This is a genomic window from Enterococcus rivorum, from assembly GCF_001742285.1.
Taxonomy (GTDB): Bacteria; Bacillota; Bacilli; order Lactobacillales; family Enterococcaceae; genus Enterococcus_L; species Enterococcus_L rivorum.
This window is the reverse complement of record NZ_MIEK01000031.1, coordinates 1-14716: the sequence shown is the minus strand read 5'-3', so window position 1 is coordinate 14716 and position 14716 is coordinate 1. Positions and strand designations below refer to the sequence as shown.

Annotated in this window: 13 protein-coding genes and 1 pseudogene; 12 read left to right on the top strand and 2 right to left on the bottom strand. The window is 34.4% G+C overall.

What is annotated here, in order from left to right:
• The first annotated feature begins 50 nt into the window (after positions 1–50).
• Entirely contained in the window at positions 51–2048 is a 1998-nt protein-coding gene (gene tkt, locus BCR26_RS10870; protein WP_069699016.1) for a transketolase, read from the top strand.
• Between the two features lie 142 nt (positions 2049–2190).
• On the opposite strand, the gene BCR26_RS10865 is transcribed toward tkt, so the two are convergent.
• Complete coding sequence (locus BCR26_RS10865; protein WP_069699015.1) at positions 2191–3186, bottom strand: 4-hydroxy-3-methylbut-2-enyl diphosphate reductase; 996 nt, start codon at positions 3184–3186, stop codon at positions 2191–2193.
• Positions 3187–3409: 223 nt separating this feature from the next.
• Between BCR26_RS10865 and cysK the strand changes: the two genes are divergently transcribed.
• From cysK to BCR26_RS10810, 11 genes are all read left to right on the top strand, one after another.
• Positions 3410–4339: a cysteine synthase A gene (cysK, locus tag BCR26_RS10860; protein ID WP_069699014.1), complete on the top strand. Its 930-nt coding sequence runs from the start codon at positions 3410–3412 to the stop codon at positions 4337–4339.
• An 80-nt stretch (positions 4340–4419) separates the two neighbouring features.
• The gene (perR, locus tag BCR26_RS10855; protein WP_069699013.1) at positions 4420–4857 is read left to right on the top strand and encodes a peroxide-responsive transcriptional repressor PerR; all 438 of its coding nucleotides are present in this window, start codon (positions 4420–4422) and stop codon (positions 4855–4857) included.
• A 13-nt stretch (positions 4858–4870) separates the two neighbouring features.
• Positions 4871–5251 carry a RidA family protein gene (locus BCR26_RS10850; protein ID WP_069699012.1) on the top strand — a complete coding sequence of 127 codons (381 nt, stop codon included), beginning with the start codon at positions 4871–4873 and terminating at the stop codon, positions 5249–5251.
• Positions 5252–5502: 251 nt separating this feature from the next.
• Complete coding sequence (locus BCR26_RS10845; protein ID WP_069699011.1) at positions 5503–6855, top strand: NADH oxidase; 1353 nt, start codon at positions 5503–5505, stop codon at positions 6853–6855.
• A 181-nt stretch (positions 6856–7036) separates the two neighbouring features.
• A complete protein-coding gene (metA, locus tag BCR26_RS10840; RefSeq protein WP_069699010.1) occupies positions 7037–7960 on the top strand; it encodes a homoserine O-acetyltransferase MetA in 924 nt (307 codons plus the stop codon).
• 137 nt (positions 7961–8097) lie between these two features.
• A complete protein-coding gene (locus BCR26_RS10835; protein ID WP_069699009.1) occupies positions 8098–8964 on the top strand; it encodes a YitT family protein in 867 nt (288 codons plus the stop codon).
• Between the two features lie 71 nt (positions 8965–9035).
• Positions 9036–9530: a cysteine hydrolase family protein gene (locus BCR26_RS10830; RefSeq protein ID WP_139124935.1), complete on the top strand. Its 495-nt coding sequence runs from the start codon at positions 9036–9038 to the stop codon at positions 9528–9530.
• 177 nt (positions 9531–9707) lie between these two features.
• The gene (locus tag BCR26_RS10825; RefSeq protein WP_069699007.1) at positions 9708–11672 is read left to right on the top strand and encodes a MucBP domain-containing protein; all 1965 of its coding nucleotides are present in this window, start codon (positions 9708–9710) and stop codon (positions 11670–11672) included.
• 261 nt (positions 11673–11933) lie between these two features.
• Positions 11934–12527 carry a LysE family translocator gene (locus BCR26_RS10820; RefSeq protein WP_069699006.1) on the top strand — a complete coding sequence of 198 codons (594 nt, stop codon included), beginning with the start codon at positions 11934–11936 and terminating at the stop codon, positions 12525–12527.
• Positions 12528–12661: 134 nt separating this feature from the next.
• Entirely contained in the window at positions 12662–13327 is a 666-nt protein-coding gene (mtnN, locus tag BCR26_RS10815; protein ID WP_069699005.1) for a 5'-methylthioadenosine/S-adenosylhomocysteine nucleosidase, read from the top strand.
• Between the two features lie 199 nt (positions 13328–13526).
• Positions 13527–14135, top strand: a complete 609-nt coding sequence (locus BCR26_RS10810) for an NUDIX hydrolase N-terminal domain-containing protein (protein WP_069699004.1) — start codon at positions 13527–13529, stop codon at positions 14133–14135.
• 119 nt (positions 14136–14254) lie between these two features.
• On the opposite strand, the pseudogene BCR26_RS10805 reads toward BCR26_RS10810, so the two are convergent.
• A pseudogene (locus BCR26_RS10805) lies at positions 14255–14716 on the bottom strand (transposase); the annotation flags it as partial.

Genomic DNA, 14716 nt, shown 5'->3' with positions numbered 1-14716 from the left:
GCTACAATAAAACAATAAAGGTAAAAAAAACCTAAATAGGAGATGATTTTTTGTTCGACAAGACAGATCAGCTAGGCGTAAACACAATTAGGACGTTAAGTATTGAAGCTATTCAAAAAGCAAATTCAGGTCATCCTGGATTACCAATGGGAGCTGCTCCAATGGCCTATGCTTTATGGACGAAGCACTTGAAAGTAAACCCTAAAACTTCGACAAATTGGGCAGATAGAGATCGTTTTATTCTTTCAGCAGGTCATGGCTCTGCAATGCTTTATAGCTTGTTACATTTGTCAGGTTACAATTTAACTATTGATGATTTGAAAAATTTCCGTCAATGGGAAAGTAAAACACCAGGACATCCAGAAGTCTATCATACGGATGGAGTAGAAGCGACAACAGGTCCTTTAGGCCAAGGAATTGCAATGGCTGTTGGAATGGCTATGGCTGAAACTCACTTAGCTGCAACTTATAATCGTGATAGTTTTCCTGTGATGAATCATTATACCTATGCACTTTGCGGAGATGGCGACTTGATGGAAGGCGTTTCTCAAGAAGCTAGTTCTATGGCTGGTCATATGAAATTAGGGAAACTTATTGTACTTTACGATTCAAATGATATTTCTTTGGATGGCCCGACATCAAAAGCATTCACTGAAAATGTTGGCGCTCGCTATGAAGCTTATGGCTGGCAACATATTTTAGTGAAGGACGGCAATGATTTAGATGCTATTTCTAAAGCGATAGATGATGCAAAAGCTGAAACTGAAAAACCGACATTGATTGAAATAAAAACAGTTATTGGCTACGGTGCACCTAAAGAAGGAACGTCTGCTGTTCATGGGGCACCAATTGGAGCGGATGGTATCGAAGTGGCAAAAGCAGTTTACGGTTGGGAATACCCTGACTTTACAGTTCCAGAAGAAGTAGCTGCTCGCTTCCAAGAAAAAATGGTTGACGAAGGCGAAAAAGCTGAAAACACTTGGAATGAAATGTTTAAAAATTACGAAAAGGAACATCCTGAATTAGCAAAACAATTTAAACTAGCATTTGCAGATGAATTACCTGAAGGTTGGGATAAAGAATTACCAACTTATGAGGTAGGATCAAGTGCAGCTAGTCGTGTGACCAGTAAAGAGGCAATTCAAGCTATTTCTAAAGCAGTACCAAGTTTCTGGGGTGGTTCTGCAGATTTATCTGGATCAAACAATACCATGGTTGCTGCTGAAAAAGATTTTGAGCCTGGGCAATATGAAGGACGCAATATTTGGTTTGGTGTGCGGGAATTTGCAATGGCGGCTGCAATGAATGGCATTCAATTACATGGTGGAACTCGTGTATATGGAGGAACGTTCTTTGTCTTTACTGATTATTTACGTCCAGCTATCCGCTTAGCAGCGATTCAACATACTCCGGTAACTTATGTGCTAACACATGATTCAGTAGCTGTAGGAGAAGATGGACCAACACATGAGCCAATTGAGCAACTAGCTAGTGTTCGTTGTATGCCTGGGGTCCAAGTTATTCGTCCAGCTGATGGTAATGAAACAGTTGCTGCTTGGAAAATTGCTATGGAAACTAAAGATGCACCAACAATTTTAGTTCTTAGTCGCCAAAACTTACCAGTTATTGAAAATACAAAAGAAAAAGCGAATGAATTTGTTCAAAAAGGGGCTTATGTTATTTCTCCTCAAAAAGGAGCTACTCCAGAAGGAATACTGATTGCTACAGGTTCTGAAGTTAACTTAGCTGTTGAAGCACAAAAAGCTTTAGCGGAACAAGGAAAAGATGTTTCAGTTGTTTCTATGCCAAGTTTTGATTTGTTTGAAAAACAATCTGTGGAATATAAGGAATCAGTTCTTCCTAAAGCAGTTAAAAACCGTGTTGCAATTGAAGCTGCTTCTCCTTTCGGTTGGGAACGTTATGTCGGCTTAGAAGGTACGACAGTAACAATCAATCATTTTGGTGCATCAGCCCCTGGAGATTTGGTTCTTAAAGAGTTTGGATTCACAGTTGAAAATGTAGTTGCAAAATATAATAGCTTAGTTTAACAAACGAAAGATGAGATGAAAATCTCATCTTTTTGTATACGACTCATAATTTTTTCTTAAAGCAAATTGCTAAAATAAAGATAAAAAAACTCATTGGAAAATGCTTTTCAATATATAAGCATTTTCCAATGAGTTTAATTGACTATCTTTTTCCAGAACGTAATTCTTCTAATCGTCGTTGACGATTATTTGTTAGATCTTTAATCCTAGGTCTTGGTAATATAGATTCTGGCTTGATTTCACTTTGTTCATTATGAGTAGGGGGATTTTCAGCATCAAAATTAGTTAAGTAGTCAAGCACTTCTCTGACAATTTGAGTTGGTGTAGAAGCTCCTGCAGTTACTGCTACTTTTTTACAATTTATTAGCCATTCAGCTTTGATTTCAGATACATCGGAAATTCTATATGCTTTTACCCCAGCTTGTTCTTGGGAAACTTGTGCTAAACGATTGCTGTTGTTGCTTTTAGGATCACCAACCACAATAGTTAAATCACATCCTTTAGCCTGTTCAACTACTGCTTCTTGTCGGACTTGTGTCGCTTTGCATATATCTTTGTGTATCACTATTTGTGGATATTTCTCTTTTATTGCATCCATTAGATCTGCAACATCCCACTGACTCATAGTCGTTTGGTTGGTTACAAAAAGTTTTGATGCCGAAATAGATAAATTGGCCACATCTTCAAGGGAAGAGACAAGATAGACATGTTCTGGCGCGACACCGATTGCCCCTTCTGGTTCAGGATGTCCTTTTTTACCTATATATATAATTTCAAAACCTTCATTTACTTTGTTAGCAATCAGTTCATGTGTAATGGTTACGTCAGGACAGGTCGCATCAATCGTTGTTAGCCCTTTATCAATGGCTAATTGTTTTACTTTAGGAGAAGTCCCATGAGCAGTGAAAATGACTGTCCCTTCATTGACTTGAGATAGAATATCTTCACGATTTTTTCCATCCAGTGTATGAATACCAATACTTTCAAAAGCATCAGTAACATGCTTATTATGAACAATCATCCCTAATATATATATTGGTCTTGGTAAATTCTCATCTAATGAAGCATTTCGTGCAATAACCATTGCATCAACCACACCATAACAATAGCCACGAGGGCTTATATTTACAATTTCCATAGTTAATAAACTCCTTTTTGTGATCTATCAATCAGATCTTCACTATACAATAATTTTATTAAAAATCCTTAAAGAGAAGAATCAATTTTAAATATAGCTATTAAATTGTAGCACTTTCCAGTAATTTAAGCTATTATATCTTAAAGAAATAGGATAGAGTATAATTAAGGTTACATTCATTTTTGACTACTTATTAACTATCAATAAAAACGGAGGGAATAAAATGACACAACTTTTTCATTCAATCACAGAGTTGATTGGTAATACACCGATTGTAAAATTAAACAACATTGTACCAGAAGGAGCCGCACAGGTTTATGTAAAGTTGGAATATTTTAATCCAGGGAGCAGCGTAAAGGATAGAATTGCTTTAGGAATGATTGAAAAAGCTGAAAAAGATGGTGTTCTAAAGCTTGGGGATACGATTGTTGAACCTACCAGCGGAAATACAGGGATTGGTTTAGCGATGGTTGGCGCTGCTAGAGGATACAACGTTGAGCTTGTTATGCCAGATACCATGAGTATTGAGCGTAGAAAATTAATGCAAGCTTATGGAGCCAAACTAGTTTTAACGCCTGGTGCTGAAGGAATGAAAGGTGCAATTGCAAAAGCAACAGAACTTGCACAACAATCAGGCTATTTTATGCCATTGCAATTTGATAACATAGCGAATCCAGAAGTTCATGAAAAGACAACCGCAAAAGAAATTCAAGCGGCGTTTGGAATGTCTGGCTTAGATGTATTCGTTGCTGGTGTAGGAACTGGTGGTACAATTACTGGTGTAGGGCATGAATTGAAACGCGTGTATAACAATATTGAAGTTATTGCTGTAGAGCCGTTAGATTCTCCTGTTCTAGAAGGTGGAAAACCAGGTCCGCACAAAATTCAAGGAATTGGTGCAGGATTTATACCAAAAGTTTTAGACGTTGATGTGTATGATAGGATAATTCCCGTTTCTAACGAGAAAGCATTTGAAATGGCTAGAAAATTAGGAACTGAAGAAGGGATTTTAGCGGGGATTTCTGCTGGTGCCGCAGTTCAGGCTGCAGTTGAAGTAGCAGCGGGTCTGGAAGCCGACCAGAAAGTTCTGGTGATTATTCCTGATAATGGCGAAAGATATCTTTCAACGGCTCTTTATGATTTTCAAGATTAACCTCTTTTTGTCTAATAATTGTTGTAAAGTTAGATTGTAAATAGTATTATTTAAGAAAGAGATAGTAGGAGGGAGAAACAATGGATAAACTATTGGTTAAAAACGCTTTAGAAGAACTCAAAGAAGCCAATATTCGAATCACTCCTCAACGATATGCTATTTTAGAATATCTAATTGAGAATCATAGCCACCCAACAGCCGATGAAATTTATCGTGCCTTAGAGGAACGTTTTCCGAATATGAGTGTTGCAACTGTATATAATAATTTACGTCTTTTTACAGAACTTGGTTTCGTTCAGGAAATGAAATACGGAGATGCTTCTAGCCGTTTTGATTTCGGTTCAACTAAGCATTACCATGCAATTTGTCAAGAATGTGGCAAAATAGTCGATTTTCATTATCCTGGGTTAGAAGATGTAGAAATGGCTGCTAGTAAATTGACAGGTTTCGAGATTAATGAACATCGATTAGAACTTTACGGATTATGTCCAGAATGTCAAAAAAAGAAAGAAAAATGAAAAGGGTGAAAAAATGAAAAAAATCCACACAGAGTATGCACCAAAAGCTATCGGGCCTTATGTACAAGGAAATATCATTAATGGCTTGTTATTCGCTTCAGGACAGGTTCCTTTAAGCCCAGAAACAGGTGAGGTTGTTGGTACAACAATTACAGAACAGACAGAACAGGTGATGAAGAATATTGCAGCTGTCTTGAAAGAAGCAGGTAGTGACTTTAATCATATTGTAAAAACAACCTGTTTTCTAAAAAATATGGATGATTTTGTTGCATTTAATAACGTTTATGCATCCTATTTCACTGATAATCTGCCAGCTCGTTCAGCTGTAGAAGTTGCCCGTTTACCTAAAGATGTTTTAATTGAAATAGAAATGATTGCTTCTATTATCGACTAGAAAATAGATTTCACAAGCTAAGGAATTTAACTTCCTTAGCTTTTTTTCTCTCTATATAAGTATTGATAGAGGGTATTATTCATTATTATTCTTATTAATTGCCAAAAATGTTAAACTTTGTGAAAAAATAAGTTTGCATTTCACAAGCATAAATATCGAATCTGAGCTTGTGATTTGATATATTTCTAGTAGGCCAATGGATATTATTTGACAAATTGGCAATAAAAAGATATGAAAGAAGGGATTTACAAATGAAAGTTGTAGTTGTAGGATGTACCCATGCTGGAACAGCAGCAGTAAAAAGTATTTTATCAAATCATCCAAATGCAGAGGTGACTGTATATGAAAGAAATGACAATGTCTCATTCTTATCATGTGGAATTGCGTTGTATGTTGGAGGTGTAGTAAAAAATGCCTCTGAATTGTTCTATTCAAGTCCAGAAGAATTAGCTTCTTTAGGTGCTACTGTTAAAATGGAGCATGAGGTTGAAAATATTGACGTCATCCAAAAAACAATAACTGCTAAAGATTTAAAAAGTGGGAAAGAAGAAACCACTTCTTACGATAAATTAGTAATGACTACTGGTTCTTGGCCAATTGTACCTCCAATTACAGGAATTAATTCAAATAACATTTTACTATGTAAAAATTATAATCAAGCCAATGTTATCATCGAAAAAGCGAAAACAGCGAAAAAAGTCGTTGTAGTTGGCGGTGGCTATATTGGAATTGAATTGGTGGAAGCTTTTGTTGAGTCTGGCAAAGAAGTAACTCTGATCGACGGATTAGATCGTATTCTAAATAAATATCTTGATAAACCATTTACCGATGTTCTTGAAAAGGAATTAGCTGATCGTGGTGTGACTATTGCTTTAGGTGAAAATGTTCAAGAATTTAAAGCAGATGCAAATGGGAATGTGAATAAGGTAATTACTCCTAGCAAAGAATTTGATGCAGATATGGTTATTATGTGTGTTGGTTTTAGTCCAAACACAGTATTGCTTAAAGACAAAGTAGATATGCTACCAAACGGAGCAATCATTGTTGATAAGTATATGAGATCTAGCAACCCAGATATTTTAGCGGCAGGAGACAGTGCAGTCGTACATTATAATCCTAGTCAAACAAATAACTATATTCCATTAGCAACAAATGCAGTTCGTCAAGGGATGTTAGTAGGTTACAACTTAACTGAAAGCAAATTGGCTTACCGTGGAACACAAGGAACTTCTGGTTTATACTTATTCGGGTGGAAAATCGGTTCAACAGGTTTAACTGTTGAAAGTGCAAAATTAAACAATGTTGAAGCAGATGCGACATTATTTGAGGATAACTATCGTCCAGAATTTATGCCAACAACTGAAAATGTAATGATGGAATTAGTTTATGAAAAAGGTACAAATAGAATTGTTGGTGGACAATTAATGTCTAAGTATGATATTACGCAATCTGCAAACACATTATCTCTTGCAGTCCAAAATCAAATGACTGTTGAAGATTTAGCTATATCTGACTTCTTCTTCCAGCCTCACTTTGATCGTCCTTGGAATTACTTGAATCTATTAGCGCAAGCTGCTTTAAAGGATATAAACGAAAAAGCATAATTTATTTATATGTATGCGAAAAGCAAAAAGATTGAATCTTCGGATTCAGTCTTTTTTAATTTTTTTCGATTCTGAATGAACATTAAAATAATAGCCATTCAAAATTTCAAGTTGTATCTTTCTTTCTGCTCCTTTTTATCGTAAAATGAATAAGAAAGAACTTTGAAAGGGAGGAAATTGCATGCCGATTCGTGTACCTAAAGAATTACCAGCAATTAAAGTATTAGAAAAAGAGAAAATTTTTGTTATGGACGAAGATCGTGCAATGCGCCAAGATATTCGCCCTTTAGAGATATTAATTTTGAATTTAATGCCAAAAAAGAATGAGACTGAGGTTCAACTCTTAAGATTGTTAAGTAATACACCATTACAGATCAATGTAGAATTTCTACATGCTAGTACTCATGAGACTAAAAACACCTCAAATGAACATTTGAACCGATTTTATCATGAATTTGAAGAGGTAAAAGAAAAATTTTATGATGGTCTAATTATTACGGGTGCACCAATTGAACAAATGCCGTTTGAAGAAGTAGACTATTGGTCAGAGTTAGAAATGATTTTCCGTTGGAGTAAAACGCATGTCTTTTCAACTTTCCATATTTGTTGGGGAGCGCAAGCAGGCTTATATTATCATCACAATATTGAAAAATATTTATTGACAGAAAAACTATCTGGGATTTATTCTCATGAGGTATTGTCTCCGACTTGGAGTATTTTGAAAGGGTTTGACGATTGTTTTTTGGCACCACATTCTCGTTATACCGAAGTTAAGAAAAGTGATATCCAAAAAATTGATGAATTAGAAGTGTTGGCTGAATCGGAAGAAGCAGGTCTATTTCTCGTTGGAAATAAAAATCACCGGGCTTTTTATGCGATGGGCCATCTTGAATATGATCGAGATACCCTTCAGCAAGAATTCGAAAGAGATATGAAAAAAGGGATAAAAACAGAAACTCCAAGTAATTATTTTCCCAAAGATGATACCTCTAAAATTCCTAAGCTACGTTGGCATATGGCAGCGTCATTATTATTTAGTAACTGGTTGAACTATGCAGTTTATCAAAATACACCCTATAATTTGTCTGAGTTATTAAGCGAATAGAAAAACTTATTCTTAAAATTTCTATCGTCGAAGAAATCCATCTTCTTGTTTCTGAAAAATATAGAAAATTACATTCCATAAATACTAAATTCATGTTAGTATAACAAAGGTATATTTTTTAGAATGGAGAAGTAACAATGCAAAAAAATTATTATCAAAAACTATTTAAAGATGGCCTATTTGTGACCATTGGCTCTTTTTTACTGGCAATATCTATTAACTCTATTTTATTACCCAACTCTATAGTAGCTGGAGGAGCGAATGGAATTAGTATAGTAATTCACCATTTATTTGGAACCAGCCCAGCGTTAGTTCTATATGTCATTAACATCCCATTGTTAGTGTTATGCTTTTTATTACTAGGGAAAGAAGTAGGGTTTAAAACAATCTATGGTAGTTTAATCTATCCATTTTTTGTAGGGATTACAACGGACTTTCCAGTTTTTACTACGAATTTATTATTGGCTGCAATTTTTGGAGGAATTTTAACTGGTGCAGGATTAGGTCTAGTGTTCAGAGGGAAAGCTTCGACCGGCGGAACAGCAATCATTTCTCAAATTGTAAATAAATATTTTAAAATTCCGTTAGGTATATCGATCTTATTTGTCGATGGATTAGTGATTTTATCGGCTCTTTTCGCTTTTAATATAGATACAATTCTGTACTCTCTTATTTGCTTATTTGTAATTGGTAGAGTAGTAGACGCTTTACAAGTTGGTTTGGTTCGTTCAAAAAATGTATTGATTATTTCGCCTAAATTTGAAGAAATGAAAAAAGATATATTGGAGCAACTAGATAAAGGAGTCACTATGATCCCCATTGAAGGTGGTTATCAAAGAGGGAAAAGCATGTTATTAATGACTGTCATTAAAGAAAAGGACTTTGCTCAGTTAAAGGAGAATCTTTTAGAAATAGATGAGCATGCATTTATTGTTTCTATGAATGCTAGTGAAGTATTTGGTAGAGGCTTCAGCATAAAGAAAGTAATTGATTTTATGGAGTAGCCTTCAACACTTAAAACATATTTTTTTGAAGATATGTTTTTTTTATATAAATATTGAATAAAGGGGAGAGAATAATGAAGCGAGCAATAATTATAATTGATATGCAAAATGGTTTAGAATCCACTGGTAAAAAACTATATGAAAAGGCGTTAATTATAGAGAAAATTAATAAAAGAATCCAGTTTCATCGAAAGAATAACTTTCCAATCATTTTTATTCAGCATGAAAACAGTGTACTGATTAAAGGAAGTTACAACTGGCAATTGTTTGATACCATTGATGCTATAGATTCAGACTATTTTATTAGTAAAACACATGCAAATTCATTTTATGATACAACATTGCAGGAAACACTCGCTAAATTATCCATTAGTGAACTAGAATTTTGTGGGGCACAAACGGAATATTGTGTTGATACAACTATTCGGATGGCACATGGTTTAGGTTACAGTTGTTCAATGCAAAAAGGGACTTGTACAACTTTAGATAGCGGAATATTAAACGCTGAAACGATTATCAATCATCATGAATCTATCTGGGAGAATAGTTTTTTATCATTTATTTAAGTGGATTATCCAATCAATATCTCTTTAAATATTTAATTTTGTTTAAAATATCCTTTTTTTATCTTTTTTTCAGGTTTTTTATATGCGAAATATGATAAAATAACATTATGAAGAAATGATATTTGTTTCTAGTTGTTATTTTTATGGAGAATCAGTACATATTTAAGGGGGATATACTTGAAAAAAACAAATCATATTTTGGATAAGAGTAAAAAAGTAGTTTATTCACTCTCTATTATAACTCTTTTAGCACCGACGTTACTCTCAAGTTCACTTGCTTTAGCAGAAGAAACAACTAGTGAAACGGAGCAAAGCGTTTCTCAAGAAGCACTAAGCATGACGGAAGACTCTACAACTGAAACTGTTGATAGCTCTGAATCAGACATACCAAGTGAATCGACTGACAATGAGACATCAACTACGTCAGAGTCAACTATTTCTACTACAGAAGAAGAGCCAGTTATCGCCGCCGAACCTAAACAAGTAGCTACCCAAACTAATCAAGAGGTAGTGACGTTTGGAGACCCAATTTTGAAGCAAGCAATTACTAGCGCTCTAGGCTTACCAGCTGGAAGTGACTTAACAAAAGCTGATATGGAGAAATTAACTTATTTGCCGCTATATGATGCATCAACAGCTCAATTAAGTAGTCTTTCTGGATTAGAATATGCAATAAACCTTACTTCCATTAACATGGGAACCAATAATGTTTCTGATTTAAGTGTCCTGGAAAAGTTACCTGCTCTAGGTTATTTATATCTTCAAGCAAAAAACGTAACAAGTGCTAATTTTCCGGATTTAAGCAATAGTCCAAATATTAAAACAATCTCTTTGTCAGGTTCAAGTGTCGATAATGATGTTTTGCCCAAATTAGCTGCAGCACAATCAGTAGATTACATTAATTTGGATTCTATCATGGCTATTACAACGATAGAACCATTAAAAAATCTGCCTAACTTGAAAACGTTATTCATTCAATTTTGCGGCGTGACTGATTTTACTGTTATCAATGAGTTTCCAGTTTTAAACAACTTGGCTGCTTTTGGGCAAAATACTGGACGATTAGATGCCTCAACAACAATTAATCGATCGAAACTACAATTTGATGCTGAAAAACAAACCCTATTTTTACCGTTCTCAATGATGCCAAATCGGATGACTAACTTTGATGGTTATGTACCACCTTTTTCTACCTCTAATTCTCAAAGTAATACTTATTTTGATTTAAACGGTACCCAACTTTCTTCAGATCGATTATCGATATCAGAAGAAGGAATAACAGTCTTAAATATGACTGAAGAAGAGTTCAACCAAATAAACAGTTTCAAATACAATGCGCGTTTAAATAACGCAGCAGGAACTTATGCTCAACCAGACGGATATGTTTTTTATGCAATTTCATCAGGAACTTACCTACATTCTTTTGAGGTTTCTGATAAGCCAGAAGTAGGAGCTTCGGTAGTTGTTAATTTCAAAGATGTTGATGGTAAAGAGATAATGCCTTCAGAAGCGCTTGTCGGTGGTGTTCTCGGTTCTTCTTTTGAAGTTACCCCTAAAGAAATTGGTGGCTATACATTAAAGGAAACCATTGGAAGTCCTACTGGTGTTTTCACAACTGAAACTCAAGAGATTACATTTATTTATGAAAAAGAGAAATATTCAGAAGATATTGGAACGGTTTCTGTTCATTTTGAAACGAAAGAAGGAAAGAAAATAAAGGATTCTACCGTTCTTTCTGGAATAGTGGGGGACACGTATCAAGTTGAAAAGAATCCAGCAATCTCTGGCTATACATTGAAAGATATAAAGGGAGAGCTAGACGGTATTTATAAAAAAAATCCGCAAGACGTCACTTTTATCTATGAAAAAAATGATGAGTCAACCGGAAGTTCAACGCAACCGGAATCTTCAGAGACAAATTCTAGTTCAGAAAATAAAGCGAAAAAAATAACTGATTCAACGACTTCTAGCTCCAGTATGGGTTCATTCCCTAATGGTCAATCAAGTCAAGCGAGTACTGATGAGCCTAATAGCAAGAAGCTTCCTAACACAGGTGAGCAAGTAAATTCAATTTATTTACTAATCGGAGGTATTCTGGTTGCAATTGGAGCTTTTGTATACTGGCTTCGAAAAAAGAAATAAGAGTACCTGACAAAAGAAGTTGAGACAAACGTCGTTTTTGGGCGAGAAATTTCTGAAAACCTAGACTTTTGATCACCGTTTATTCGGATTTAAGAGGATGAACAAAACTGATTTTCAGTTTTGCTCATCCTCTTTTTGGTTTTGTTCTATCCATCTTTTACTTTTAGATGAGACTATTCGTATATTAAAAAATATTCACAAAGGTTAGCTACTAGTTTATAATTAAAAATAACACATAAGTTTAACTGGGGGAAAAGATACATGCTACTTTTTAAAGGCTTTAGATACGGGATGATTCTTCAATTAGCGATTGGTCCCGTTTGCTTATACACATTTCAAATATCCAATACGTACGGCATGGAAAAAGGTCTTCAAATAGCATTAGCAGTGACTTTAGCTGATAGTCTATTTATCATTTTATCTTTGTTTGGAATAGGGAAGATACTAGAAAATGCTACTTTAAAAAATGTATTTACCAAATTAGCAAGTGCTATATTGATTATTTTTGGCTGTATGACTATTTATAATTCATTCAAAACTATCCAAGTAATTGAAAAAGAGCAAGTGAATTTTTTCATGCGGGGATTTCTATTAACTATTTCTAATCCGCTAACAATTCTATTTTGGAGTAGTTTTTTCGGTGTTGAATGTGCAGAAAATGACTGGGACAAAAAAGAAGTGACTATCTTTTCTTTCGGTTGTATTTTAGCAACGTTATTCTTTTTATCGCTGATTAGTTTTTTTGGAACACTTACCTCTCATTTTTTAAGTAGCAGCGCAATACAAGCAATGAACTTCATCGTTGGTTTCGTTATTGTTGCTTTTGGAATAAAAAAATTGAGAGCAAAGAGCTAATTTAAAGATTATCTTGATTTTTAGTTTTTCAAGCAAGTAAGTGCTAATAATTTCAACATAAGGTTACCATAAAAAAATTATGTAAACTAATTTATTTTATTTGAAATAGATAATGATAAGAAAGGGGAACAAACATGATAATTGGTTTAGTTGCAGCGATGGATAATGAATTAAATCCCTTTCTTGAATCTTTTTCAATAGATAAATATGAAATTAGAAATAAAAATACTATTTATACTTGTCATTATCAACAGCATACTTTAATTCTTGTTTGTACTGGCAGAGGGAAAGTCAATGCAACCGTTTATACACAACAACTAATAAGTCAATATGAACTTGATATAGTATTCAACGTTGGTGTTTCAGGGGGAATTGAGCCAAATAGTCAGATTTTTGATATTTATATCGGTTCTAAGTATTGTCATTATGATGTTCGGAGAAAGCAATCAGAGAACACATTTCCAAATAAGCTATATTACGACTGTGACAATAAAGTACTAGAATTGTTGTTGGAGATTGACCCTTTAATTAAACAAGGGATATTCGGAACAGGAGAGGGGTTTGTTGCCGATAAAGAACAAAAAGAAAGACTTTATAAAGACTTCGACATTTGCGCAGTGGATATGGAATCAGCAGCAATTGCACAGTGTTGCTATCTAAATGATATTCGGTTTATAGGAATAAGAGGAATATGCGATAATGCTGATGAGCAAGCAGCTTATACAGGAGAAGATTTACAAGAAGAAATATCTAATACAATCGTTCGACTTGTAATTAAACTACTAAGAAAATTTAGTTAGTCCAATCAAATAAAATATTGAATTAGCTTGAGAATGTATCAAGAAGTGAAACGAAGAAGGACAAAGATAAGTATAAGTAAAAAAATAATCTGACATACATTTCAGAAGTCTGCTGATTTTGTCCAGAAATAGATCAACTAAGGAATGTTTTAAGTGTGTTTATTGCTTATATATAAAAATAGATGGGAGTGCAAAAGAGATGGTATCAGATTTTTCGTACTTAGAAAATTTCAGAAGACTATTGGCAATAGCTGAAACGGGTCTCCTATATGAGAAGGACGTATTTGATAAAGAACGGTATGATGAAATTAAAGCGGTTTCTCTGGATTTAATTAGTAAAGTGGGGAAAGAACCAATTGAGCCAATTAGAAAATTGTTTGATATTGGAGAAGGCTATCCTACACCCAAAATAGATGTTCGCGCCTTTATAAAAAAGAATAACAAAATATTATTAGTAGAAGATTTAAAAACTAAAGAATGGTCTTTACCAGGTGGTTTTGCAGAAATTGGGCTGACACCTAAAGAAAACATCGTCAAAGAAGTATTAGAAGAAACTGGTTTATCGGTTTCCTCAGCAGAGTTAATAGCAATTTTTGATACAAATTTGCAAAAGGATGCTCCTCAGCTTTTTCAATACTACAAACTTGTTTTTGAATGTTCAGTAATGGAAGGTTCGTTTGCAAAAAACAATGAGACTTCTAATATGGATTATTTTTCGATAAATCAGCTACCACATTTATCAAATAAAAGAACAACCAAAGAGCAGTTGATTACATTAGAAACTAGAACCAAGACAACATGCGATTGATAATCCATGATCTCAGTTAGCTTAATTTTAAATGCTTTTAGAACTACTTTGTATAATGTATATTATGTTAACTAGAATGTGTTTTTTAAATGCTGCTTTATATTTCACAGGTCCTCTGCTCAAAAAAATACTATAAAATAAAAAAGGAGAGTGGGACAATAAACTACTATTTATAGAAAACAGAGACGATTTTGACTATTATTATCAAAATCGTCTCTGTTTTTTCTTTTGAAAGAGCTTTTCGCTCCATATGTTTTCCTAATTTTCTTAAATTTAGTGCCATAAGCGCTAAGCCAACGCCAAATGAGCCTTTAGATACCCGAACACAGGTTCAACTTCGATTTTTTGTCTCCGATAAATCGTTCCTGTAACCTCATCCAAAAGCTTCTTCTTACATTCTGCTTTAAAATAACGCCATGAATTGTTCACGAGAATCTGCCGATTCTTTCCACTCGTAGCTCTGGTACATTGGCTACGAACAGGGCATTCCCGGCAATCTTCACATTCATACACTTTGAAATCTCGTACAAAGCCACCTTTGTCTTTTCTTCTACTGTATCGTTTGAAAGAGACAGGGCGAT